This window comes from Catenulispora sp. EB89, assembly GCF_041261445.1.
Taxonomy (GTDB): Bacteria; Actinomycetota; Actinomycetes; order Streptomycetales; family Catenulisporaceae; genus Catenulispora.
Map to the genome: position 1 here is coordinate 218,431 of NZ_JBGCCU010000008.1, position 23,611 is coordinate 242,041.

Annotated in this window: 16 protein-coding genes; 10 read left to right on the forward strand and 6 right to left on the reverse strand. The window is 70.5% G+C overall.

The features are described 5' to 3' along the window. Position 1 precedes the first annotated feature (1 nt). From ABH920_RS19480 to ABH920_RS19490, 3 genes are read left to right on the forward strand one after another with little or no spacing between them, the layout of a single operon-like run. The gene (locus tag ABH920_RS19480) at positions 2-1,645 is read left to right on the forward strand and encodes a CocE/NonD family hydrolase (RefSeq protein ID WP_370350453.1); all 1,644 of its coding nucleotides are present in this window, start codon (positions 2-4) and stop codon (positions 1,643-1,645) included. Positions 1,646-1,660: 15 nt separating this feature from the next. After that, entirely contained in the window at positions 1,661-2,122 is a 462-nt protein-coding gene (locus ABH920_RS19485) for a cupin domain-containing protein (RefSeq protein ID WP_370350454.1), read from the forward strand. Positions 2,123-2,180: 58 nt separating this feature from the next. Next, positions 2,181-3,074, forward strand: a complete 894-nt coding sequence (locus ABH920_RS19490) for an alpha/beta hydrolase (RefSeq protein ID WP_370350455.1) — start codon at positions 2,181-2,183, stop codon at positions 3,072-3,074. Positions 3,075-3,157: 83 nt separating this feature from the next. On the opposite strand, the gene ABH920_RS19495 is transcribed toward ABH920_RS19490, so the two are convergent. Continuing rightward, a complete protein-coding gene (locus ABH920_RS19495) occupies positions 3,158-6,481 on the reverse strand; it encodes a family 78 glycoside hydrolase catalytic domain (protein WP_370350456.1) in 3,324 nt (1,107 codons plus the stop codon). Positions 6,482-6,856: 375 nt separating this feature from the next. On the opposite strand from ABH920_RS19495, the gene ABH920_RS19500 reads away from it, so the two are divergent. Further along, the gene (locus tag ABH920_RS19500; RefSeq protein WP_370350457.1) at positions 6,857-8,929 is read left to right on the forward strand and encodes a phospholipase D-like domain-containing protein; all 2,073 of its coding nucleotides are present in this window, start codon (positions 6,857-6,859) and stop codon (positions 8,927-8,929) included. A 28-nt stretch (positions 8,930-8,957) separates the two neighbouring features. On the opposite strand, the gene ABH920_RS19505 is transcribed toward ABH920_RS19500, so the two are convergent. Both ABH920_RS19505 and ABH920_RS19510 read right to left on the reverse strand, forming a co-directional pair. Then, on the reverse strand, positions 8,958-12,533 hold the full coding sequence (locus tag ABH920_RS19505) for a BTAD domain-containing putative transcriptional regulator (protein WP_370350458.1): 3,576 nt from the start codon (positions 12,531-12,533) through the stop codon (positions 8,958-8,960). 176 nt (positions 12,534-12,709) lie between these two features. Then, a complete protein-coding gene (locus tag ABH920_RS19510) occupies positions 12,710-14,887 on the reverse strand; it encodes a hypothetical protein (RefSeq protein ID WP_370350459.1) in 2,178 nt (725 codons plus the stop codon). A gap of 398 nt (positions 14,888-15,285) precedes the next feature. Here ABH920_RS19510 and ABH920_RS19515 point away from each other — a divergent pair, with 398 nt between their 5' ends. From ABH920_RS19515 to ABH920_RS19525, 3 genes are all read left to right on the forward strand, one after another. After that, complete coding sequence (locus ABH920_RS19515) at positions 15,286-16,647, forward strand: serine/threonine-protein kinase (protein ID WP_370350460.1); 1,362 nt, start codon at positions 15,286-15,288, stop codon at positions 16,645-16,647. Positions 16,648-16,702: 55 nt separating this feature from the next. Beyond that, positions 16,703-17,239 (forward strand): GNAT family N-acetyltransferase, encoded by a 537-nt coding sequence (locus tag ABH920_RS19520; protein WP_370350461.1) that lies wholly within the window; start codon positions 16,703-16,705, stop codon positions 17,237-17,239. A gap of 80 nt (positions 17,240-17,319) precedes the next feature. After that, entirely contained in the window at positions 17,320-17,949 is a 630-nt protein-coding gene (locus tag ABH920_RS19525) for a GAP family protein (RefSeq protein ID WP_370350462.1), read from the forward strand. Between the two features lie 55 nt (positions 17,950-18,004). Here ABH920_RS19525 and ABH920_RS19530 read toward each other — a convergent pair whose 3' ends face one another. Next, on the reverse strand, positions 18,005-19,912 hold the full coding sequence (locus ABH920_RS19530) for a Na+/H+ antiporter NhaA (protein WP_370350463.1): 1,908 nt from the start codon (positions 19,910-19,912) through the stop codon (positions 18,005-18,007). Between the two features lie 150 nt (positions 19,913-20,062). Beyond that, positions 20,063-20,740, reverse strand: a complete 678-nt coding sequence (locus ABH920_RS19535) for an NADPH-dependent F420 reductase (RefSeq protein WP_370350464.1) — start codon at positions 20,738-20,740, stop codon at positions 20,063-20,065. Between the two features lie 80 nt (positions 20,741-20,820). Here ABH920_RS19535 and ABH920_RS19540 point away from each other — a divergent pair, with 80 nt between their 5' ends. Then, positions 20,821-21,189, forward strand: coding sequence for a winged helix-turn-helix transcriptional regulator (locus tag ABH920_RS19540; protein ID WP_370350465.1), 369 nt, complete (start codon positions 20,821-20,823; stop codon positions 21,187-21,189). 41 nt (positions 21,190-21,230) lie between these two features. Here ABH920_RS19540 and ABH920_RS19545 read toward each other — a convergent pair whose 3' ends face one another. Further along, positions 21,231-22,031 (reverse strand): IclR family transcriptional regulator, encoded by an 801-nt coding sequence (locus ABH920_RS19545; protein ID WP_370350466.1) that lies wholly within the window; start codon positions 22,029-22,031, stop codon positions 21,231-21,233. Positions 22,032-22,222: 191 nt separating this feature from the next. On the opposite strand from ABH920_RS19545, the gene ABH920_RS19550 reads away from it, so the two are divergent. Together ABH920_RS19550 and ABH920_RS19555 are read left to right on the forward strand one after the other, a co-directional pair. Then, positions 22,223-22,339 carry a putative leader peptide gene (locus tag ABH920_RS19550; protein WP_370350467.1) on the forward strand — a complete coding sequence of 39 codons (117 nt, stop codon included), beginning with the start codon at positions 22,223-22,225 and terminating at the stop codon, positions 22,337-22,339. A 182-nt stretch (positions 22,340-22,521) separates the two neighbouring features. Further along, a complete protein-coding gene (locus ABH920_RS19555; RefSeq protein WP_370350468.1) occupies positions 22,522-23,571 on the forward strand; it encodes an ABC transporter substrate-binding protein in 1,050 nt (349 codons plus the stop codon). The last annotated feature ends 40 nt before the right edge of the window (positions 23,572-23,611 follow it).

Here is a 23,611-nt window from a genome sequence, read left to right on the forward strand (position 1 = left end):
CATGGTCGATGTCAACGTGTCGCCATTCGAGGTCGAGGTACTGGGGCGCACGGGAGACCTGCTGCGTGCGGACGTGTACCTGCCCTCGGACAGCGAAGGCCCGTACCCGATCGTGCTGGGGGCCTCGCCGTATCAGAAGGCGCTTCGCTACCTTCCGCCCAACGGGGTGTTCCCCTTCACCGAATACGGGCCGATCCAGCTCTACCTCGACAACGGCTACGCCTACGTGGCGATGGACCTGCCAGGCACCGGCCGCTCCGAGGGAACCTGGGACCCGGTGTCGCGCGGCGAGGGCGAGGCCATCCACGACATGATCGAGCACGTCGCGGTGCAGCCGTGGTCGACCGGCGCGGTCGGCATGATCGGCATGTCGCACTACTGCTGGAGCCAGTGGAACGCCGCTCGCACCCGTCCGCCGCACCTGAAGACGATCGTCGCCTACGACGGCGCGACCGACATGTACCGCGACTGGATGTACCACGGCGGCATCCCGATCCAGGGCTTCCTCAGCACCTGGCTGTTCGGCTCGGTTCTCTACCAGCACGAACTCAACGGGATCGACTTCCACGTCGGCGACAAGCACGAGTACATCTACGATGTGCTCTCGCACCCGCTCGACGACGAGTGGCAGCGCCGCCGGTCACCGTTCTGGGAACTCGATTCCGTCGAGATCCCGGTGTTCTCCATCGGTGTGTGGGGCAAGGCCGCGCTGCACCTGCGCGGCAACTTCTACGGGTACGAACGCGTCAGAGGACCGAAGAAGCTCTTGGTCGCGCATCCGTCTGGATTCGCGGCGGCCCAGGAGTACTACTTCGACGAACAGTTCCACCGCGACGAGCTCCTGCCGTGGTACGACCACCATCTCAAGGGCCTTGAGAACGACGTCATGAAGCAGCCCGCGGCGCGCTTCTACGTCAACGGGGAAGACGCCTACCGCTCGGCCGAAGCCTGGCCGCCGCCGGACGCGAGCCCGACGGCGTTCTTCCTCGCCGGACGGCACAGCGGCGCGGTCACCTCGCTCAACGACGGCTCGCTCAGCGAAGCCGCGCCCCACGCCGATCAGGACCAGACCTCGTGGTCCTACCCGGACCCGCTGTGGGCGGCCGGAGTCACCGTCTTCGACGAACGCGGGGTGCCGGACCACGTCGCCCGCGTCAACACCTTCACCACCCCGCCGATGAACCGGGACCGCGAGTTCACCGGCCACGGGGTACTGACGCTGTACGCCTCGACCGACCAGACGGACCTCGACCTGTTTGTCAAAGTCTCACTGATCCCCGCCGACACCGAGGCGGGCGCCGAGGCGGGCCGGCCGATCAAGGTCACCCAGGGCTGGCTGCGGGCCTCGCACCGCGCCGAGGATCCCGAGCTGACCTCCGACATGCGCCCGTTCCACCGGCACTCGCAGATCGAGCCGCTCACTCCGGGCGAGGTCTACGAACTGCGGGTGGAACTGCTGCCGATGTCCTTCCTCGCCCGCGCCGGGGACCGGATCCGGCTGGAGATCACGAATCAGGACTCGCTGATCGCCGACGCGCCGATGACCCACTTCTACGGGACCAAGGTCGGTACCGACACCTACCACCACGACCGCGCGCATCCCTCGATGCTCCGCCTGCACGAGCGTCCCCGCTCCAACGACTGAACGGAAGAGATCTCCATGAGCATGGCCTATCTCGCACAGCCCGACCAGCAACAACACCTCGAATGGCTCGACGGCGGCACGCTGGCGATGCTGCTCGACGGCAAAGCCACGGACGGACAGCTGATGATGGGACGCTTCGACGTCGCCCGGGGCGAAGCGCCGCCGTATCACCAGCACACCCGCGAGGACGAGGTCTTCCTGCTGATCAAGGGCACCGCGCTGGTGTGGTGCGACGACCAGGAGTACGAACTCGCCGAGGGCGGCGTCGTCTACCTGCCCCGGAACATCCCGCACGGCTACCGCATCACCTCCGCGAAGGCGGACCTGCTGATGATCAACACCCCCGCCGGCATCGAGGGGATGTTCCGGGAGACCGGCCGCGACAAGTCGACGCCGCGCCCGGACGGCTTCCAGATCACGCCCAACCCGGCGATCGCCGACAAGTACGGGAACGTCATCATCGGGCCGCCGCGCTGAGCCGCGTCCTTGTGTTCGATCTCCCTTCCGTGAACCGCAACCTTGGAAAGGCCCTTGTATGACCCGGCAACAACGCCAGGAGCTCGACGAACTCCTGCGGCACGGCCCGCTCGACGTCGGCGGCGACGTCACCGAACAGCGGGCGATCTTCCACGAGATGATCGCCGCCACGCCTCTGCCTGAGGACGTCTCGGCCCGGCAGGACGAACTCGGCGGCGTACCTGTCGTGGTCGTCGAGACGCCCGGCCTCGACCCGTCGAGAGCGATCCTCTACTTCCACGGTGGCGCCTACGCTCTCGGCTCCGCGCCGGACTCCGTCGGCCTGGCTGCCGACGTGGCCCGTCGTGCCGGCGCACGAGCGATATCCGTCGACTACCGCCTCGCCCCCGAGCACCCCTTCCCCGCAGCCGTCGACGACGCCGTCGCCGCTTACCGTGCGCTGCTCGATCAGGGCGTTCCCGCTTCGCGCGTCGCCTTCGTCGGTGAATCCGCCGGCGGCGGCCTGGTCGCGGCGACGCTCGTCGCCCTCAAGGACGGTGCCCTGCCGCAGCCCGCCTCGGCGGCGGTCTTCTCCCCGTGGGCCGATCTGACCGTGTCCGGCGACAGCATCACCGGCAAGGAGAAGCTCGACCCGGCCCTCACCCCCGAAGCCCTGCGCACCAGAGCACGGGACTACCTCGGCGCCCAGGACCCGGCCGCCCCGCTGGCCAGCCCGATCAACGCCGACCTCACCGGCCTGCCCCCGCTGCTCATCCAAGCCGGCTCCCACGAGATCCTGCTCGACGACGCCATCCGCCTCGCCGCCCGCGCCGCCTCCGCCGACGTCCCCGTCGAACTGCAGGTCTGGCCCGAGGTGCCGCACGTCTTCCAGTCCTTCGCGGCAATCCTCGACGACGCCGATGACGCCCTGAACGCGGCCGCTGCGTTCGTCAGGCGCAACTGGAGCGACTGACCACTGCGGCACCGACGACCGGGCCGTGGCCCGCGGCGGCGAAGTATGCACACGAAGTCGTCGCGGGCCGAAGTCAGGGCTCGCTATTGCACGTAGCAGGCCTTGACCTGCCCGGGTGCGGGATCCCCGAACACCGCGTCATCGCAAGGGGTCGCGCCGGTGAAGGTGCCGTAGGCGTAGTGGCCGTCGGCGCCGAAGGCGACGTCGTGGGTTCCGGTGAATGTGCAGGCGATGGTTTCGGCCGAGCACGGGGTCCAGGTTGTCGCCACCGGTGGCGGGGCCTGCAAGGAGCAGGCTTTTGATACGCCTTGGTCCGGGTCGCCGAAGGTCGCGTCGTTGCAGGCCGCTCCGCCGGTCGCGGTGGCGTAGTTGTAGTCGCTTTGAGCGCCGAAGGCCACTGTCTCGGTGCCGGCGAACGAGCACGTGCCCGTCTCGGCCGCGCACTGCTGCCATGCGCCGCTCGTCGTCGGGGCGGGCTCGATGTAGCAGGCTTTGGATACTCCGCTGTCCGGGTCGCCGAAGACGCTGTTGCTGCAGGCGACGCCGCCGGTCTCGGTGGCGTAGTGATACTTGCCCTGGGCACCGAAAGCGACGGTCTGCGTGCCGGTGAACGAGCAAGTGTTCGTCTCGGTGGCGCATGGGGTCCAGGTGCCCGACAGCGACGTGCTGGAGGCGGGCACGAGCGTGCCGGTGAACTGCCAGGTGCCGGAACCGACGCTGTAGGTCGTCCCGGTGCCGGTGACGGACTGTTGGCTCGCGCCGCTCGCCGGGGTGGCGGTGGTCGTGTTGCCCTGCCCGAAGTTCGGCACCCGGACGCTTGCGTTCGTACCGACTGGCACGGTGACACTCATGACGACCTGGTTCCCGGTCACGGTCCAGGACGAGGCGATCGTGCCGCGGACGGTGTCGATGGCGGCGGCGACGTGCTGCAGGCCGGCGGGGATCTGCGGTGCGACGTTCACGGTGCTGTAGCCGGGACCGGTGGGTTGGATGCCGGCGAGCTGGGTGTACAAGGAGGCGTTGACGCCGGCGAACATCGCGTGATCGTGGGACTCCATGTTCGACGCGTACGTCCACTGCTCCCAGTCCGTGGTCGCGCCCTTGCCGATCTCGTATCCGAAGCTCGGATACGAGGTCTGGTCCAGCGCCGTCATCGCCAGATCGGTGCGGCCGACGGCGGCCAGGGCGTCCAGGAGATAGCGCGTGCCGAAGATCCCGGTGTCGAGGTGGCCGCCGTTGCCGGTGAGGACGGTGTCGACGAGGCGCGCGCCGACAGCCGGGACGTCGGCGGCCGGCACCATGCCGAAGGCGAGGGGCAGGATGCTGGTGGTCTCGCGGCCGTCGCCGTAGCTGGCGTTGTCGGCGTTGATGAAGGCCGCGTTGAACGCCTGCTTGATGGCGCCGGCCAGTTGCCCGTAGTGCGCCGAGTCGGCGCTCTGGCCCAGGGCTGTGGCGGCTCTGGCCACGTCCAGCGCCTGGATGTAGGACAACGCGGTGTTGACGATCGGTACCTCGCTGGTGCAGTTGCCGGCGTTCGGATTCCCCAGGCCGCCGTTGGCGTTCGCGCTGTGATCCGGCGGGCACCAGTCGCCGAAGCCGGTGGACCAGACGTATCCGGGTACGTTGGCCGCGTTGGTGTCGACGAACTTCTTCATCAGCGGATAGTTCGCCGCGAGCGTGGCGAGGTCTCCGTACTGCTGGTACAGGGTCCAGGCGAGTGTGACCTGGTCGCCGCCCATGTCGGGCTGCTGGGCGTTGCCGGAGTCGTTGGGCAGCGCGGTGCCGGGCGGCATGTCCCGGAGGTAGTTGGCGTAGTAGGTGTCCATGTCGAACTCGACGGTTGAGGCGTCGTGATAGGCCTGCACGTCCATGCCCGGCGGGGTGCGCTCGTCACGGACCGGATTGTCGGTCGGCGTGCTCATCTGGTTGTTGATCATCGTCTGCTGGTTGTTCTGCCAGATCTGGTCGAGCAGCGCGTCGGAGGAGCTGAACGTGCTGGTGGCGGTCAGATCCGCGTGCACGACGCGGGCCTGGAGGCTGCCCGGGGTCGGGGTCTGCGGGTCGCCGGTGACCTGCACATAGCGGAAGCCGTGGTACGTGAAGCGCGGCTCGTAGGTCTCCGGCGAGCCGGTTCCCGCGAGGGTGTAGGTGTCGGTGGACTGGGCGTTCCGGTTCGTGGTCGTGTCGATCGTTCCGTTGCCGAGCAGTTCCTCGGCGGTCTGCATCTTCACGGTGGAGCCGGTCGGGCCCTGGGTGCTCAGGACCTCCCAGCCGGCGATGTTCTGTCCGAAGTCGTAGACGTAGGTGCCCGGCTGCGGCTCGGTGAGTTTCACCGCGTTGAGGGTCTGCGCCACCGTGATCGGCGGCATCGTCTCCGCCTCCAGCGATCCGCCAGGGGCCGCGACGCTCTGAACGGGTTGCCAGGCCGAGTCGTTGAGGCCGGACGTGTCCCAGCCGGGCTGGTTGAGCCGGGCGTCGTAGGACTCGCCGTTGTAGATGTCGTTGCCGGTGATCGGGCTTGTCGTCCACTTCCAGCTGTTGTCGCTGGTGACCGCCTGCCGGGTCCCGTCGGTGAAGGTGACCTCGATGAGCACGACGGCCTGCTTCGGGCCGAGCCAGCGGAAGCCGTACGGGCTGAAGGCCGCGTCGTAGCCGTTGCCGAGCCACAGACCCACCGTGTTCGTACCCTGCTGTAGTTCGGCGGTCACGTCGTAGGTGGAGTAGAGGTCGCGCTGAGCGTAGGGGGTGCTGGGCCCGGCCAGTACCTGATCACCTACTTTTCCGCCGTTCAGGTGCAGCTCGTAGAAGCCGAGGCCGCTCACGTAGGCGCGCGCCTTCGCGATCGGCTTGGCCAGTGTGAAGTCTTTGCGCAACAGCGGCGCGTCCGCGCTAGTGGAGTTCGGGCTGATCCATTGCGCACTCTGCCAGTCGGCCGAATTCAGGAGCCCCATCTCCCACTGGGCTGGGGAACTCCAGGCCGAGGCCGTGCCGTGCTCGTCCCACGCTTGGACCGCCCAGTAATAGATCTGTCCCGACGCCAACGCCGGGCCGCCGTACAGGATGCCCACGGAATTGCCTGAGGCGACTTCTCCGGTATCCCAGATGTTCCCGATCCCCGCACTCACATCACTCGCGCTGGTGGCGACCAAAATCCGGTAATGACTCTGATATTCGCCATTGATTTGTGAGGTCAGCTGCCAGCTGAGGCTCGGGTGCGGATCATCGATGCCCAGCGGATTCGTGGTGTCGTCGACCCGCATGCCGGAAACCGATACATCGCCCAGGCTCGGGCTTGCCGAGGCGGCCGCGGGTATCAGCGCGGTTCCGACCGCCAGCGCGAAGGCCGCGAGCAGCCACACCATGCGCGAGATGAGAACCCGGGCCGTGCTGCGGCGACAATTCGGCATGGCCGTTACCTCTGATGAGAATTGAATCGTTTCAGTATCAGGATTCTGGCACAGCGTAGGAAACGGCGGACGTCGCGTCAAGGGCGCCGGCCTCGCCTCGCACGGCGCCGACGTCGAGACCGGCCCCGGCCCCGGCCTCGAACCACCCTGAAACGTCAGCGATCCTCAGCAGCCGCGGAACCAGCCCGGCTTGACGGGGAATTCTTCGACCGTCTTATCGCAACCGGTTTCCACCGCGCGATGCCCCACCTGCACACTCATGCCCTGATCGGGGTAATTCGTGTGACACTGTTGCATATGTCAGGGCTCGCTGACACAATGGTAATTCTGACCAGAAATGAAAGATGTCACTGAGGCGAATGAAGGGATTGGCATATGGGTGAGATCCGCCCCAATGTCGGGGTGATAACCCTGTCCCAGGGGGACCTCGAGCGAGCCGTGGAGTTCTACGCGAAGGTGTTCGGCAAGCCTCCGGACTCCGTCGATGCGGATTCGGCCAAGTTCCAATTCGCCAATACCGTCATCAACCTGGAAAAGGATTCGGCCGCGCAGGACGCCGGATCGCGTGTCGTGTTCACGATCTGGGTCGACGACGCGGACAAGGCGTGCAGGGAACTCGCCGGCCAGGGCGTGACGGCGATCAAAGAGCCGCTCGGCCGGCTGGGCACGCGCAGGGCCCGTTTCGCTGACCCGGGCGGGCATATCTGGGAGATCGCGGAGGAACGTTCGCGGCGGCCCGGCGAAACCCCGTACCTGGACGCAGTCCAGAGGGAACTGTTGGATGTCTCGCCGGGCCTTGAAGGGAAGGTGTGGAAACGCACCTCTGGAAACGCGCTCGACACGGCGGACGGCGATCCGGCCTCGTGGATCCTGCAGGTTCCCGACGCCTGGGGGTGGTCGGGTCGATCGGGCGGCCTCATGCCGCAAGGGGCGGCCAAGCGCGGCGTCAAGAACCTGCTGGAAAGGATCAGCTCCACCATCTCGCGCGCGGAACGCTGTGTGGACATCACGGGATTCGGCGTGGACATCACCGGCGTCGGGGTGCTGGAAGGCGTGTTCTCGCCGGCGGGACCTTTTCCCGACGGCGAGTTCGCCAAGGCCATGGGTGCCGGTCTCAGGGAGGCGGCCAGGAAGGCGTCCGAGAAGAAGCGCAGGCTGCAGGTGCGAGTCCTGTCCGGCGTACTCGGCCGGGGAACGTCGGCTGATCCGAAGGCCTTCCGCGACCAGCTGAAGGAGATGATCGGCGACTTCTACTCGGCCGTCGACATCAACGTGGCCTTGATGGTCACGCGCGGCGTGACCTCCTACAACCACACGAAGTTCATCATCGTGGACGGCCGGCACGTCATTCACGGCGGCATCAACTGGATGGCCAACTTCTACTACCAGGACGCGTACCCGTCGCGCTCCGGAGTCCGCGTCGGCTTCCCTGGATACGGCTGGGGCGACTGGGCTCCGGTCACCGACCTGGACCTGGCGCTGCGCGGCCCGGCTGCCCTGTCAGCCGGCCAATTCGTGGACGAGCTGTGGACCTGGACCTGCGCGAACGCGGCGATCCCCGACGGGGAAGGGACCATGGTCCGGCTCGCGACCACCAACGATCGCCTCGATGAGGGCATCAGCAAGCTCTATCAGGGCGCTGAGTTCAAGGCCGAGCCCGACGGGCAGCTGGACGTCATCGCCGTCGGCAGCCTCGGATTCGGCATCCTGAAGAACGACTCCACATCGGAATACAGGCTGCCGGACGTGGATCGCGTGGAGGACGCCGCCTGCACCTACCTGTCGACCAGCGAGAGCTGGATGCCGCCACTGAAGTCGAACAACGAGACGAACATTGACCGTGACTACATGACGGTCAACCCCGATGCGAACGCCTTGCGGACGCTGATCGCCTGCGCCGACACGAACGTCGTGCTCTCGCAGCAGGACATCAACGGTTTCGCCCGCTTCCCCCTCTACCACGCCCTGTTCGACGTCAGGCTGTTCGACATCCTCGCCGCCAAGATGCTCCTCGGAATCAAGGTCAGGATCGTCATCAGCAACCCCGGCTATCCGGACTACTCCAACATCGGCGATGTCCGCACGGAAGTCGTTCAGCCGCTCTTCGACCGCGTCAAGCTCCAGACCGGCTTCGCCACAGATGCGAACCGGGCGATGAGGGAGAACCTGCAGCTGGCGCCACTGCGGGTATCGGACGAGCCGCTCTGGCTGAATCGGGTCAAGTACCGCCTCCACAGCAAGGTGGTTCTCGTCGACGACAAGGCGTTCTACATCGGCTCCAGGAACCTCTACCCGGACACGACCCAGGACCACGGCTTCATCATCGAGGACGCCGCGGCGGCCGAGCAGCTCAAGACCAAGTTCCTCGACATCGAATGGCACTACTCCAAGGCAGCCGCGATCTACGACTACGAGAACCCGTCGTTGGACACTCCCCAGTTCACGTAGGCCTCGTGAGCGTGGATCACCAGGCACCTCATCCTTGGTGGCGCTGGATGCGGCTCGTCCATATCAGGCACTGCCGCTCCAGCATCGGCGAGGCGACCAGGCGGGCCACGCGCTGCGCGTCCTCGACGTACAAAGCGGCGTCCTCCCACCGGCCGAGCGCGAGGCAGGCGTCGGCGCCGAGGAGATGGATCCGCGCGGCCAGCGGGGGGTGGTCGATCGAGTCCACCAGCGCGGTCGCGCGTGCGATGTGCTCCAGGGCGGATCGGGCGTCTCCCAAGCGGGATGACACGGTGGCCGCGGTGCCTTCGGCCGCTGCCTCGAAACGCAGATCGCCTGCGGAGCGGGCCGTGTCGATCGCCGCTTGGGCCAGCTCCAGTGCCGTGGAGAGATCGCCGTGCTCGCGGCGGGCTTGGGCGAGCCTCGTCAGTGTGTCTGCTTCGTTGCGGTGGTCGCCGATCTGCCGGTGCATCGTCAGGGCCGCGGTGAGCAGGGACTCGGCGGTGGCCAGCCGCGCCGCTCGGGCGTCATCGGGCTCATCGGGCTCGGCCGCGTCGAGCAGGGCGCCGCGGTCCAGGTGGGCCGCGCCGAGGTTCGCCAGGCTCACGGCCTCGCCGGCCGCTCTGCCGCAGGCGCGGTGCAGGTGCAGAGCCTGTTCGAGGGCGGCCAGCGCTTCCTCGATGCGCCCGGCCGTCCACAACGCGCTGCCGAGGTTGTTCAGCGCGACCGCTTGGCATTCCGTCCAGCCGGCTCGTTCGGCCAGCGCCGCGGTCCGGCCGAAGCGCCTCGCCGCCGAAGCGTGGCGTCCCTGGGCCACGTCCACCATCGCGGTGGACAACTCCGCCGCGGCCACGGCCCGGGGGTCGTCGCCCAGAGGCGCCGCGGCGCGCGCGGCCTGGGCCACCGCGGCCCAGTCGGCCGTCCCCGAACGCATCATGAAGTAGCCGGTCATCAGGTCGGCCATGGCCGACGCGGACGCGGCGCCGCCCTGGCCGACCAGGTGCGGGATCAGCGCGACGAGATTGGCCCGCTCGGTGTCGATCCAGGCCAGCGCCGCGGCCGGATCGGGGAAGGCGGGCACGTTGTCGGCGGCTGGGATGCTCGGGTCGGTCGCGTCGGTCGCGTCGGTCGCGTCGGTCGCGTCGCCCGGGCCGCCCGCGCTTCCCTGCCCGCTCGGGCCGCCCGCGCTTCCCTGCCCGCTCGGGCCGTCCGCGCTGCCCGCGCTGCCCGCGCTGCCCGCGCTGCCCGCGCCGTCCGGGCCGTCCGGGCCGCCCTGGCCGTTCGGGCCGTCCGCGCCGTCCGCGCTGCTCGGGCCGCCCGCGTCGCACGGGTCGCCCAGGCCGTTCGCGCTGCCCGGGCTGCCCTGCCCGCCCGGGCCGGTCTGTCCTTTCCGTCCCGTCGAGCCGCCGCGGCCGGGCAGATGAAGCAGATGCGGGTAGACGATGTCCGCGACCGATTCCAGGCGGGCCAGGTGATGCCGCGCCAGCCGCGCGACGGCCTCGCCGCTCTCGGCGTCGCCGTCGGCCAGTTCCGAGGCGAACAGCCGGACGAGGTCGTGCATGCCGAAGCGGTCGGCACCGCGCTCCTGCACCAAGTGCCGGTCGGCCAGCCCGATGAGCGACCGGGCCGCCGAGCGGTGGCTGACGCCCGCGACCGCCGCCGCCGTCCCGGTCGCCACGTCGAATCCCGGGACGGCGCCGAGCAGGCGGAACATGCGGCCCTCCTCGGGCGGCAGGGTGTCCACGGACAGTGCGAACGCGGCTCGCACGGCGGCGTCCGGGTCGCCGGCCGTCTCCAGGGCGTCGAGCCGGTTGTCCGTCTGCAACGTCTTGGCGTAATCGGCCAGACCCAGATGCGGCCTGGCGGCCAGGTTCGCCGCGGCGATGCTCAGGGCCAGCGGCAGTCTGGCGCACAGCTGGACCAGTTCCGCGGCGGCCTGGGGCTCCCGCGCGATACGCGGCGTGCCGATCATGCCGTCCAGCAGAGCCAGGGCTTCCCGGGGCGCGAGTGCGTCGAGCGAGATCATCCGCGCGCCGTCCCGCGCGACCAGGCCGGTCATGCGATGTCGCGACGTGACGAGCACGAGCGATCCGCCCGCGGGCACCAGCGGCCGGATCTGATCGGCCCGCCCGGCGTTGTCCAGCAGGACCAGGACGCGCTTTCCCGCCAGGAGGCTGCGATACAGCGCCGCGGCCTGTTCCACGCCTTCGGGCACCTGGGCCGGCGGGATGCCGAGAGCGGTCAGGAAGCCGGTCAGGGCGGCGTGCGGCCGGACCGGTTCGGAGCCGCTGTGGCCGCGCAGATCGACATGGAGCTGCCCGTCGGGGAACCGGTCGAGCACGCGGTGCGCCCAGCGCAGCGCCAGCATCGTCTTGCCGAGTCCGCCCATCCCGGTCAGCACGATCAGTCCGGTCGCCGCCGGTCCGGACCGGTGCTCGGCCATGATCGCGTCGAGCCGGTCCAGGTGCTCGCGGCGGCCGACGAACCCGACCGGTTCGGCGGGCAGCTGGGCTGGAGTCGGTATCGCGGGGGCCGGACGTTCGACCGGGGCCGGGAGCCGGTCGCGCAGGATCCTGAGATGCGCGGCCCGCAGCCCGGCGCCCGGCGACACTCCGAGTTCGGCGTCCAGCAGGGCACGGACCTCCTCGAACAGCGCCAGGGCCGCGGCCTGCCGTCCGGTGCCCGCCAGGGCCAGCATCAGCCGCGCGGCCACATCCTCGTGCAGCGGCTCGGAGCCGTGGACGTCCCGCAGCGGTTCGGCGACCTGCGCGTAGCGGCCCACCGAGAACGCCGCGTCGGACCAGTCGAGCAGCAGCGACGTCCGGCGCGCCTGCACCCCGGCGACGGCCGGATGCCCGCCGAGCCGGGTGTCGCCCTCCAGGACCTGTGATCCCTGCCAACACGCCCACGACTCGCCGAACAACTGGCACGCCGAGGCCGCCGCGCCGCGTTCCCAGGCGCGCCGGCCCTGCTCGGCCAAGCGGTCGAAGGCCGCCAGGTCGAGCTGTTCCGGATCCACCGTGAGCAGGTATCCGCCGCCGGTGCTGCGCAGCAGCCGGCCGCGTTCGCCGGCCCGCGATTCGGGCTCCAGGGCCCGGCGCACCTGGCCGATGTAGGTGTGGACCAGCTCCCGGCAGGTGCGGGGAGGATCCTCGTACCACAACGCGTCCACGAGATCCTGCACCGTGACGACGCGCCCGTGCCGTACCGCGAGCAGGCCCAGCACCGCCTGCTGCAGGGGCGAACTCATCTCGACGGCCACGTCGCCGCGCAGGATGGTGAGCCGGCCGAGGACCCGGATCCGGATCCGGCCCGCAGCGGCGGGGAGCGGATGCTGCCGGACACCGCCGGGCAGTGGACGCGGACGCGCGGAGGCGGGCCCGGCAAGGCGCTCGGCCAGTTCCTCGGCGGTCAGGTCCAGGGCTCGGGCCAGACGGTGGATCGAGACCGCCCTGGGCTTGGCGACCTGGCCGTCTTCGAGGTATCGCAGAGCCCGGACGCTCATCCCGGCGCGTCCGGCGAGCTCCTTCTGGCTGATACCCGCCGCCTCGCGCGCACGGCGCAGCGGACTGTCGTCGTCCCGGACGGTGTGTGCCTTGCCGGCCATGGTTGTGCCATCGCTCCCCGGGATCCCTGCCGTGGACCCCGGGGATGATTCTGGCACCGCTGGTAGGCCTCTGATATGCCTCGTGCGGAACCTGTCATCGGACGGTAAGCGCCGCCGGCGCTCGCACGTGGATCCCACATGCGACCGCCGGCGGCTCGGTCACCCGTTGCCGGGCATCACCCCGTGGCGGCGATGTCCAGGACGTTCTTTCCCACGTACACCCAGCTCGTCCACAGCGCGCCGGCCTTCACGTAAGCCGTGCCGCTGCTGTTCAGGGTGAAGATGAGCGGACCGTTGCCGGGATCGCTGCCCACGGCGATCGAGGCGGCCTGGGTGTGCTCGTCGACCCAGTTCGTCGAGAGCCCGCCCTCCTTGGCGAGGACCTCGCCGTCGGCGCGGATCGCGGTGATCAGCGGGCCGTCGACCGGGTCGCTGGCGACCGCGATCTGGGTCATGCCGCCCGCCTCGTCCACCCAGTTCGTCGACAGGCCGCCCGCCTTCGACCAGACCTCGCCGGTCGAACTCAGGGCCGTGATCAGCGGGCCGTTCGCGGCATCGCTGGCCGCCGCGACGTGGGTCATGCCGCCGGCTTCGTCCACCCAGTTCGTCGACAGGCCGCCCTCCTTGGCCCAGACCTCGCCGTTGGACTGCACGATCACCAGCAGCGGGCCGTGGACCGGGTCGCTGGCGACCGCGACCTGCGCGACGTCGCCGGCTTCGTCCACCCACCCGGCGGACAGGCTGCCCTCCTTCACGTACAGCTCCCCGCCGAAGGCGACGTACGCCACCAGCGGACCGTTCGCCGGGTCGCTCGCGGCCGCGACCTGGGTCGCCGGGCCGCCTTCGTCGACCCAGCCGGCGGACAGGCCGCCCTCCTTCGCGTACACCTCGCCGTTGCCGGTGGAGGCGACGAGCAACGGACCGTTCGTGGAATCGCTCGCCACGGCCTGGTGCGCGGCACCGGATATCTCGAGGTTCCACGACGCGCCGCTCAGCGCGCCCTGGGAGGCGTAGGTGTTGCCGTCCGTGCTTCTGGCGCCGAGCACCAGGTTCGGGTCCGAGAACGCGGTGTCCGGCACGAAGCCGGCCGTCCCCTGCGGCGTGCCGCTGCCCGTGGGCCCGTCGTAACCGGTCTGGGCGGTGCACAGGTAGGTCGGGCTGCAGCTGCCGTTGCTGCCGCTCGTGACATCGTTGAGGTGACCGATGTGCGCGTACGGATACGACGCGGGGTACGTCCCGGCGGTGATGTCGTTCGCCTGGGCGTACACGGCGGCGATGATCGGGGAGGACTCGCTGGTGCCTCCCACCTGCGTCCACCCGCCCGCGTTGTAGCTGTCGTAGACGGCCACGCCGGTGTTCGGGTCGGCGTCCGCCGAGACATCGGCCACGGTGCGCCGGGAGCAGCCGGTGTCCGACTGCCAGGCCGGCTTCGCCTCGTAGGCGGAGCAGCCGGAGCCGGTGCCGGACCAGGCGCTCTCGGTCCAGCCGCGGCCGTTGCCGCCGGTCGACAGCGAGGTGCCGCCGACCGCGGTCACGTCGGGGGAGGCAGCCGGATACATGACCCCGTAGCCGCTGTCGCCGGCGGAGGCGGTGATGACGACGCCGGGGTGGTTGTAGTAGGCGGTGTCGAGTTGGGTCTCCCCGCTGAACTCGGGCCCGCCGTAGCTGTTGGAGACGTACTTGGCTCCCTCGGCGACGGCCGAGTTGACGCCGGCACCGAGGTCCCCGTAGCCGGCGCTGTTCGTCTCGACCAGCAGGATGTGGCACTGCTGGCACAGCGCGGACACCATGTCCACGTCCAGCGTCTCCTCGGTGGCCCAGCCGATGGTGGCGCCGGATGCTGCGGCGGGCAGCGGCGCCGGGGCACCGAGCTCGTTGACCTTGGTCACGCAGCCCGACAGCGTCGTGGGGTCGCAGGCGGCCAGGCCGAACTGGGCCCGGTAGGCCGCGTCGTCCGCGACGATGGCGGGATCGTCGTAGGCGTCGACGATCGCCACGGTGGTCTGCGGACCGTTCGCGGTCGCCCCGACCCCGTAGGCGCTCTGCAGGTCGGAGGGGAAGTACCCGTAGCCCCAGGGCGTGTTGAAGGGCGCGGCGGTGCCGCGAGCCAGTGGTCTGAGATCGGTACGCCGCTGCGCGAGGCAGGTCGCGGATCCCGGCTTGGGGGCGGCGCAGGCATTTTCGACCGCGGGTTTCGCCGCGGCGTGCGCGGCCATGACGGCTGCGTCGCTGATGCCTTTGGGCTTGGTTTTCGTGGGCGTACTCGTGGCGGCGGCGCGGTTACCGGCACCGGCACCAGTGGCCGCGGAGGACTGCGGAGCGCTGGCGAGCCCCACCCCGAGCACCACGGCCACTGCGGCCAGAGTGCTCAGCGCGCGCCGGTGCTGGTGCGTTCGGTGTTGCGTTCGGTGGTGCGTTGGCGGCCGATGGACGGCCGCGACCGTGCGGCGTTCCTTGAACAAGGTTCCCTCCCTGTGTCGTGCGCGGAGAACCCGCGCCTGAACCACGACAAACGTAGGAAGAAGCACCGGGCACCGGGCTAGAGCCGCCCGCGTGCGCGAGCAACGCCCTGAACTGGTCGCGGGCTGTCGACCCGTGAACAGGCGGCAGAAAGGGGCAAGAGCGATCGCGGATCTCGCCCCGGAACGAAGAAGACGCCAGAGGCCCCCGGCGGATCAGCCTGCTGAGCCGTTCCCGCCCTCGTCAGAGGCCTGGTACGCTGCGTACGCCGGTGTTCATTAAGGGGGGCTCGATGGCCGACGTCGGGGATCGGATCGCGGATCGCTTCGTGCTGCGGGCGCTCATCGCGTCCGGCGGCATGGGCAATGTGTGGCGTGCCTACGACGAGACGCTGCGCGTCGAGGTGGCCCTCAAGCAGGTGCGGCTCGACCCGACGGCGACCGACGCCGAGCGGGCGAAGCTCATCGGGCGTGCTGAGCACGAGGCCCGCAACGGCGCGCGGGTCCGGGACGCGCCGAACATCGTCGCGGTCTACGACGTGGTGCTCGACGGCGGCGCCCCGTGGCTGGTGATGCGGCTGGTCGAGGGGCGCTCGCTGCTCGACGAGTTGGCGGCGCGCACCCGGCTGCCGGTGGCCGAGGCGCGGACGATCGCGGGCGGCCTGCTGGCCGCCTTGGCCGAGGCGCACGGCAAGGGGATCATCCACCGCGACGTCAAGCCGGCGAACGTCATGCTGGCCGCGGACGGCACGGTTCTGCTCGCCGACTTCGGCATCGCCAAGCACCACGCCGACACGACCCAGACCACGCGCGCCATGCTGATCGGCTCGCTGCAGTACATGTCGCCCGAGCGGCTGGACGGCGAGGACGTCAAAGCCGGCGACATGTTCGCCCTCGGTGTCACGCTGTACGAGGTGGTCGAGGGCGTCTCGCCGTTCCACCGGAACACGCCGACCGCGGTGATGGCGGCGATCGTGCGCAAGGACCCGGAGTGGCCGCGGCACGCCGGCGATCTTGAGGGCCTGATCATGGCACTGCTTCAGAAGGATCCCGAGGAGCGGCCGACGGTCGAGGCGGCGCGGCAGATGCTGACGGCCGGGCTGTCGGGCGCGGCGAACATACCGAACGTGCCGAGCGAGCCGAAAGTGCCGAACGCGCCGACGAAGGTGATCGCGCCGCCGGGCCAGACGAACAGTCTCGCCGCGGTGGGCCTCATGCCGACGACGAGCTCCACGCCGCCGACGACCTCGTCGAGCGCCGGCAAGAGCAGCGGCAACGACGTCCTCGGAGGCCTGGGCCTCATCCTGGCCCTCGTGCTCCTCATCTGGCACCAGCCGATCTGGAACTACGTCCACGACCACTTCACGCACGCGACGCCGTACGACATCAAGAACATCAAGGAAGGCCAGTGCTTCTACGCCGCCCCGATCGGCGGCGCCTCGATGCCCTGGGCCCCGATCGCGTGCTCGGCCAAGCCGCCGACCGGCGAGGAGGTCTGGCAGGTGCTGCGGCGCTTCGACGACCCGACGGCCCAGTGCAACACCACCGACGTCCCCGGATGGAACGCCACCTCGGACGGTTCATGGCGGCCCGCCGACAAGTCGTATCTGCTGTGCTCGGCGGTAGTGAACAGCGGCACCGTGGCGGCGAACTAGTGTCGCGTGAACTGAATCATTAGACAGTCCGTGTGTACGTGCGATGGTTGCTGTCATGGAAAGCGAGGCGAATCCGGACGGCGACATTGTGCTTGAGACGAGTCGCCTGTTGCTCAGGCCGTGGCGGGTTGCCGAGGCTGTCGTCCTGCGTGAGCTGTGGACCGAACGTGATCCACGGGTTCCGTCGCGTCGCCGCATCGATGCCGATGGCCATCCCACGCTTGCCGAGCTGGAAGATTCGATCCGCACCGGCCAGCAGTCCGCTGTCGGGTTGCTGGCGGTCGAGCGCAAGGCCTCGGGCGACGTCGTCGGCTACTGCGGGCTGGTCGACAGTGGGCGAGGATCGGCAGGGGAGCCGGAACTGGCATTCGAGTTTCTGCGCCGAGTCTGGGGTCAGGGATACGCGACTGAGGCCTCGTTGGCGGTGCTGGAGTGGGCGAAATCGCTGGGGTATGGGCGTCTGTGGGCCACGGTCTGGGATTGGAACGTCGCTTCTCGCCGCGTGCTGGCCAAAGTCGGGTTCACCGAGACCGGGCGGACGGAAGTGGACCCGGTGCATGGGACCACCCTGTTCACCACGCGACGGCTCTGACACGGATACAGAATAGGTACTCTTATGCCGTATTAGGTAAGAATCGGACGTAACGCCGTACGGTGAACGGGAGTGACTTGATGCTCTGGGAGGCTGTGCCGACCGCGCTGGCGGCGTCGTTCTCCCCGGCCACGCTCGTCGTCGTCGCCGGCCTGCTCGCTCGGGAGCGCGGGCGGCAGCTGTCGCTGGCCTTCCTCGCGGCGGCGGCCGCGGTCACCCTCATGGTCGGCTTCCTTGTCGTGACTGTCCTGGCCGACACCAGGATCGACGACAGCCGGCGCCATCCGACGGTGCCGCCCGCTTTGGACATCGCGCTCGGCGTGGCGGCCGTGGTGTTCGCTGTGGTGATGCTGCGCCGTCCGCCGCGGGACAAGAAGGAACGTCGGCGCGAGACCCGGTTGGCCACGGCCGTGGTGTTGGGGCTGGCGATGGGCTCGCCGTCGCCGATGTATCTGATGTCGCTGCACTCGGTCGCGCAGGCGAAGCCCGCGGTGGGGGTCCGCACCGCCGAGGTGATCCTCATCGCGGCGATCGTGTTGCTGATGGCCGAGCTGCCGATCCTGACGTACCTGGTCGCGCCGGAGCGCACGTCCGCGATGCTCGGCAGCGCCAACGCGTGGTTCGCTCGCCACGGCCGGGTCATCACCGTCGTTGTCGCGGCCGGTGCCGGGTGCTACTTCGTGGTCAAGGGGCTGGTCAGGCTCCTGTGAGCGGTGCTGCGGACGAGGCCGCGGCTCAGTCCGGCTCAGTCCGACCGAGTCCAACTCAGCCGTCCTCGCTCGAAGCCCCCGCGATCCGCGCCCGCGCATAGGCGGCCTTGACCGCGGTCGTGAGCGTCTCGATGTCGTACGCGCCGTGGTGGCGCCGGCCGTTGATGAAGAACGACGGCGTGCCGGACACGCCGCTCAGATCGGCGGAGTCGACGTCCTCGGCGACGCGGTTGGCGTGGACGTGGCCGCGCAGGTCCTCGGTGAAGCGTGCCAGGTCCAGGTCCAGCTCGGTCGCGTAGCGCCGCAGGTCGACCGGGGTCAGGGCGTCCTGGTGCGCCATCAGCAGGTCGTGCATCGGCCAGAACGCGTCCTGGCGGGCCGCGGCCTCGGAGGCCTCTGCGGCCAGGCGGGCCCGCGGGTGGACGTCGTCGAGCGGCAGGTGCCGCCAGACGTACCGGACGTCGCCGAACTCTGCCAGCAGGGCCCGCACCACCGGCTCGGCCTGGCCGCAGTAGGGGCATTCGAAGTCCCCGTATTCGACGATCGTGACCGGGGCCCGGGCCGGGCCGCGCACGTGGTCGCGGTGCGGGTCGACCGGGACCGCCAGGTCGATGATCGACTCGGTGGTGCCCAGCAGCGCGCGCTGCCGGGCCGGCTTGGGCAGCAGCGCCGTGATCCGGAAGACGGCCCAGGCCAGCGCCGAGGACACCAGCGCCGCGGTGAGCACGCCGAGTTTGGCCTGCTCCAGCTGCACGCCGTGGAAGGCCAGGGTGGCGATCAGCAGCGACACGGTGAACCCGATGCCGGCGGCCGCCCCGGCGCCCGCGGCCCCGGCCCAGCCCACCGGCAGCCGGACCCGGCCGCGGCTGGCCCGGGTGAGCAGCCAGGCGGAGCCCACGGTGCCGGCCGGCTTGCCGACCACGTACGCGATCAGGATGCCCAGCGTGATCGGGGAGGAGTAGGCGTCGGCCAGGAAGCGCGCGTCGATCGGGATGCCGGTGTTGGCCAGCGCGAACAGCGGCACGATCGCATAGCTGGTCCAGGGGTGGTACCAGCTCTGCAGCCGCTCGTTCGGTGAGATCGCGGCCGACACCCCCAGCCGCGCGCTCTGCGCCAGCTCGGCCGTCGGCTGCTCGCGGAAGCTCCGGAACCGCTCGCTGGCCTGCTGCAGATCGTCGCGGGCGGCGGGATAGGCGAACGTCAGCAGGCCGATCACCAGCCCGACGGCCACCGGGTCCACGCCGGACTTGAAGAACGCGACCCAGGCCGCGAGCCCGATCACGAAGTACGGCGGCCCGTAGCGCACGCCGCGCTGCCGCAGCACCAGGACCAGCGCGAGCAGCGCCAGCCCGACCAGCAGCGCGACCAGCTCCACCCGGCTGCTGTAGACGAAGGCGATCACCAGGATGCCGACCACGTCGTCGACCACCGAAACGGTCAGCAGATAGGTGCGGACCCGCAGCGGCAGACCCCGCCCGACCAGCGCCAGCGCGCCCAGCGCGAACGCGGTGTCGGTGCTCATCGCCGCGCCCCAGCCGTGCCACGACGAGTGCCCGGCGTTGACGGCCAGGTAGATGGCGACCGGCACCACCGCCCCGCCGACCCCGGCGGCCAGCGGCAGCGCGAGCTGGCTGCGCCGCCGCAGCTCGCCCATGTCGAACTCCCGCCGCGCCTCCAGCCCCACGACCAGGAAGAAGAAGGTCATCAGCCCGGAGTTGACCCAGCCCCGCAGGTCCTGGTCCACCCCGTAGCGCCCGACGGTGACCGCCGCGCGGGTCGCCCACACGGTGTCGTACCCGGCCGGCGCGATGTTCGCCCAGGCCAGCGCCACGACCGCGGCGGCGGCCAGCAGCGCCGCACTCCCGGTCTCGGTGCGCAGGAACTGCCGGCGCGGAGTGCTCCGGTCGTCGGCCGAGGTCATCGCGGCTTCCGGGGCCGGTACAGAGGAGCGCAAGATCGCCATACCGGGATTCTGCCGAATCGGAGGCCCCGCGCGCTCGGGGAGGGAGGCGAGGGATGTGCGAATTCTTCGAGTTTCGGGGTTCTCGGGGCTTTCGGGGGTGCGGGGGCGGTGGTTGCGGCACCGGCGATCGCGGCGGCGGCGATCGTGGTGTCACCGCGCGCCGCCGACACGCGGGATCGCGGAGCTCGGATCGGTGCCGGCGAACGCCAGCCCGATGACGAAACCCGCGACCTCCTCCAGTTGCCGGACCCGGTCCAGCGTTCCGAACAGGGCCGGCACCGCGCCGACATCGCGCACGAGCCGGCCGACGAGCTCCACGGCCGCCGGGTCGTCGCCGCAGATGGGTACCGTTACGGGGGAGTCGGCACCGTTGGCGGTTCCCGCCGACCACTGCTCGGCGGGAACGAGATGGAACGCCTTGACGACGTGCGCCCCCGGCGCCAGCCGGCCGATCCGCTCCGCCGCCGAATCACCCGCGTCCGTGAGCAACACGCCTACGCCGTGCTCGACGGCGTTCGTCGGATCGATCAACGGCGTCCCCGCCAGCGCGCCTTCGCAGGCTCCTGATTCGCGCAGCATGTCCTCCACGCCGGCCCACGCCACGGTGAGCAACACCGCGTCGCACCCGGCGACGGCCTCGCGCGGGGCGGCGGCCCGCACCCCGTGGCCCAACCGGTGGGCCAGGGCCTGTGCCCTCGCCGGGGATCGTCCGCCGACGACCACCTGGTGCCCGGCGCGTGACCAGGCTTCGCCCAACGCCGCCGCCAGTGTTCCCGTCCCCAGAATGCCGATTCTCATGGCCGGTTCCTTCTTGTGTGTCGGACTCACGCTGATCGTTCGCGAGCCACGGTAGGGAAGCCGGTACGCACCGATCGGTAGGCATCGGGGACGCGATAATGGCAGCCGCCATGAGTAACCACGAAGACCACAGCGGCGAGCTTGTCGTCGACTGCCAACTGCGCGCGGGGACCGAGCTGTTCGCGCACACCTGGGACCCGGTCGTGCTGGTGGCGCTCCGGCCGGGGCCGCGCCGGCGCCGCGAACTGCGTACGGCGATCGGTGGCCTCAGCGACAAGGTGCTGACCGAAGCGCTGCACCGGCTGCTCGCCAGCGGCCTGATCGACCGCCGCGCGCACGCCGAGGCTCCGCCGCGCGTCGAGTACGGCCTGACCGCCCTGGGACGGAGCCTGGTCGACGGCCCGATGGAGGCGTTGGGCCGCTGGACGGTGGAGCACGCTGCCGAGCTCCTCGAAGCTCAGGAGCGCGCCGCGTCGTAGCGGTGATGAAACCTGACACCCGACGCCAACCGGCGGCGCGCCTAAGGCAGCGCGATCGGCGGACGCGGCCCGGTGCGCCGTTGCCCCGGCGGGAGCAAGAGCACTTCCAACGCGGTGGCGCACGCCGCGGCCTGCTCGGCGAACCATCCCAGCCGGGCGCTGGCCATCGCCTCGGGGGAGGAGCGCAGCGCCAGGGCGAAGCGGGCTCGGTTCGCGTTGTCCAGGACCGGGACGGCGACGGTGCGGACGCCCGCGCTGGACTCGCCTTCGTTGAGGGCGAAGCCCGCGGTGCGGACGCGTTCCAGTTCGTCGCGCAGGTCGCGGGGGTCGGTGATGGTGCGGCCGGTGAGTTGTGGTCGGGGGAGTGCGGCCAGGTCCGCGTCGTCGCCCCAGGCCAGCAGGACCTTGCCGAGGGCGGTGGAGTGCAGGGGGCGGCGCAGGCCTCGTGCGCCGTCGCGGTCCAGGGAGCCGCCGACCAGGATGACGGCGTGCTCGGCGACGCGGGTCGCCAGGTCCGCGGTCGCGCCGGTGCGGGCGGAGAGCTCGGCCAGTTCGGGTTCGGCGCGGTGCAGGCCCCGGCGGTGGTACGCCAGCCGGCCCAGTTCGGCCAGGGACGGGCCGAGGCGGTAGCGGGCCGTGGCCGGGTCCTGTTCCAGGAAGGCCTCGTTCGTCAGGACTTTGAGCAGGCGGTGCGCGGTCGACAGCGCCAGGCCGGTGCGGCGCGCCAAGTCGGACGCGGTCAGGTCCTGGGGGCTGTCGGAGAAGCACTGCAGGAGCGCCAGCGTCCGGTGCACGGCCTGTGCGCCCTCGCGCGGCGCCGCCGGTGCGGAATCTCGGTCCATGCGCTGGAGTATTCCATATTGTGGGAGATCGTGGCGCCGGCAACGTGTCTGGCACCGAACTAATCCCGCAGTGTGGACGATTTACGCGCAGTGATTGTCTTCGCTCGGCTCCTCCCGGATAGTGGAAGCCAGGCGCCGGGCCGGCGCCGGCCCGGGACCGCCGGGCCACCGGGACAGGAGGGAGGATCGCGATGAACGCACACGGCACCGACCGCCCGCGCCCGCGACCCATCCCGGTCCGCCCCGCCCTGACAGCACGCCGCCACGTCGATCTGGTGCGCGTCTCCAGCGCCATCTGTCCGGTCTGACCTCGCCCGGCGGGCCGCGCCGACCGATCGCTCCGGTCGCGCCGATCGCATAGATCTCACTGATCGCATTGATCCACCCCGCGGATCCACCCCGCCGCGTCTTTCTCGTTTCCCTTCTTGCCTCCGGAGTCGTGCCTGCCCCCAGGCGCGCGCCGGCCCATCCCCCCTGTGAGGGCACTGCTATGCCGACACCCGCCGCCCCGATCTCCCCGCTCGTCCCGCCGACGCTCGACACCCTCTGGTTCACCCGCTGTCCGGTGCCGACCGCCACCGGCATCGCCGCCGACCGCGGCTGGCTGGCCGCCGAGTTCGCCGCTGACGGCCTCGCGGTCCGCTCGCTCCAGGACGCTGGTCCCGACGTGCCGCGCGACCGGCACTTCACGCACGCCCTGACCGGCCTGTTCCGCGAAGGCGGCAACGTCCCGGCGCTGTGGGCCCGGGCGGCGGGGGAACGGACCCGGCTGATCGGCCTGACCTGGATCGAGGAACGGCAGGCGATCCTGGTCCGCGCCGAGGACCGGGACCGGATCGCCGAGCCCGGCGACCTGGCCGGGCTCCGGATCGCGGTCCCGCGCCGGGACATCGCGATCGACTTCTGGCGCGCGATGGCGCTGGCCGGGTTCCGCGGCGCGCTGGCCGCCGCCGGGACCGGCCTGGGCTTCGGCGACGTGACCCCGGTCGAGGTGGTCGCGGCGCCGTCGGCGGGGCAGTGGATCGCCGAGCTCGAAGCGCTGCGCGCCGGCCGGGTCGACGCCGTGTACGTCAAGGGCGCGCTGGCGGTGGAGGCGGCCGCCGCGCACGGCGCGGTCATCGGCATCGACCTGGACGCCTTCGCCGACCCGGCGGTCCGGATCAACAACGGCACGCCGCGCCCGGTCACCGTGCACCAGGACCTGCTGGACCGGCATCCCGAGCTGGTGGTCCGCTTCCTGCGGGTGCTGGTCGAGGCCGCCGACTGGGCCGCGTCGCACCCGGGCGAGCTGGCCCGGATCCTGGCCGCCGAGACCGGCGCCGGGCCCGAGGGCGTGGCCGGTGCCTACCGCGGCGCCGGATCCTCCGACCTGCACCTGGACCTGTCCGAGCACCGCCTGGGCCTGCTGGCGCGGCAGGAGCACTTCCTGCGCGGCCAGGGCTTCCTGGCCGCTCCGGTCGACGTCGCGGCCTGGGCCGCGCCCGAACCGCTGGCCGCCGCCCAAGCGTCGGCCGCGCGCCGGTCCGCCGCGTCTGTCTAGCTTCCGGCTGCCCGGCAGCCGTGTCCCGACATCTTCCACA

Excerpts from the sequence above, each read along its gene's own strand:
- ABH920_RS19525 (WP_370350462.1), top strand. The coding sequence starts at position 17,320 with ATGCTCTGGGAGGCTGTGCCGACCGCGCTGGCGGCGTCGTTCTCCCCG.
- ABH920_RS19530 (WP_370350463.1), bottom strand. The coding sequence starts at position 19,912 with ATGGCGATCTTGCGCTCCTCTGTACCGGCCCCGGAAGCCGCGATGACC.
- ABH920_RS19500 (WP_370350457.1), top strand. The coding sequence starts at position 6,857 with ATGGGTGAGATCCGCCCCAATGTCGGGGTGATAACCCTGTCCCAGGGG.
- ABH920_RS19490 (WP_370350455.1), top strand. The coding sequence starts at position 2,181 with ATGACCCGGCAACAACGCCAGGAGCTCGACGAACTCCTGCGGCACGGC.
- ABH920_RS19540 (WP_370350465.1), top strand. The coding sequence starts at position 20,821 with ATGAGTAACCACGAAGACCACAGCGGCGAGCTTGTCGTCGACTGCCAA.
- ABH920_RS19520 (WP_370350461.1), top strand. The coding sequence starts at position 16,703 with ATGGAAAGCGAGGCGAATCCGGACGGCGACATTGTGCTTGAGACGAGT.
- ABH920_RS19505 (WP_370350458.1), bottom strand. The coding sequence starts at position 12,533 with ATGGCCGGCAAGGCACACACCGTCCGGGACGACGACAGTCCGCTGCGC.
- ABH920_RS19550 (WP_370350467.1), top strand. The coding sequence starts at position 22,223 with ATGAACGCACACGGCACCGACCGCCCGCGCCCGCGACCCATCCCGGTC.
- ABH920_RS19485 (WP_370350454.1), top strand. The coding sequence starts at position 1,661 with ATGAGCATGGCCTATCTCGCACAGCCCGACCAGCAACAACACCTCGAA.
- ABH920_RS19515 (WP_370350460.1), top strand. The coding sequence starts at position 15,286 with ATGGCCGACGTCGGGGATCGGATCGCGGATCGCTTCGTGCTGCGGGCG.
- ABH920_RS19480 (WP_370350453.1), top strand. The coding sequence starts at position 2 with ATGGTCGATGTCAACGTGTCGCCATTCGAGGTCGAGGTACTGGGGCGC.
- ABH920_RS19495 (WP_370350456.1), bottom strand. The coding sequence starts at position 6,481 with ATGCCGAATTGTCGCCGCAGCACGGCCCGGGTTCTCATCTCGCGCATG.
- ABH920_RS19555 (WP_370350468.1), top strand. The coding sequence starts at position 22,522 with ATGCCGACACCCGCCGCCCCGATCTCCCCGCTCGTCCCGCCGACGCTC.
- ABH920_RS19545 (WP_370350466.1), bottom strand. The coding sequence starts at position 22,031 with ATGGACCGAGATTCCGCACCGGCGGCGCCGCGCGAGGGCGCACAGGCC.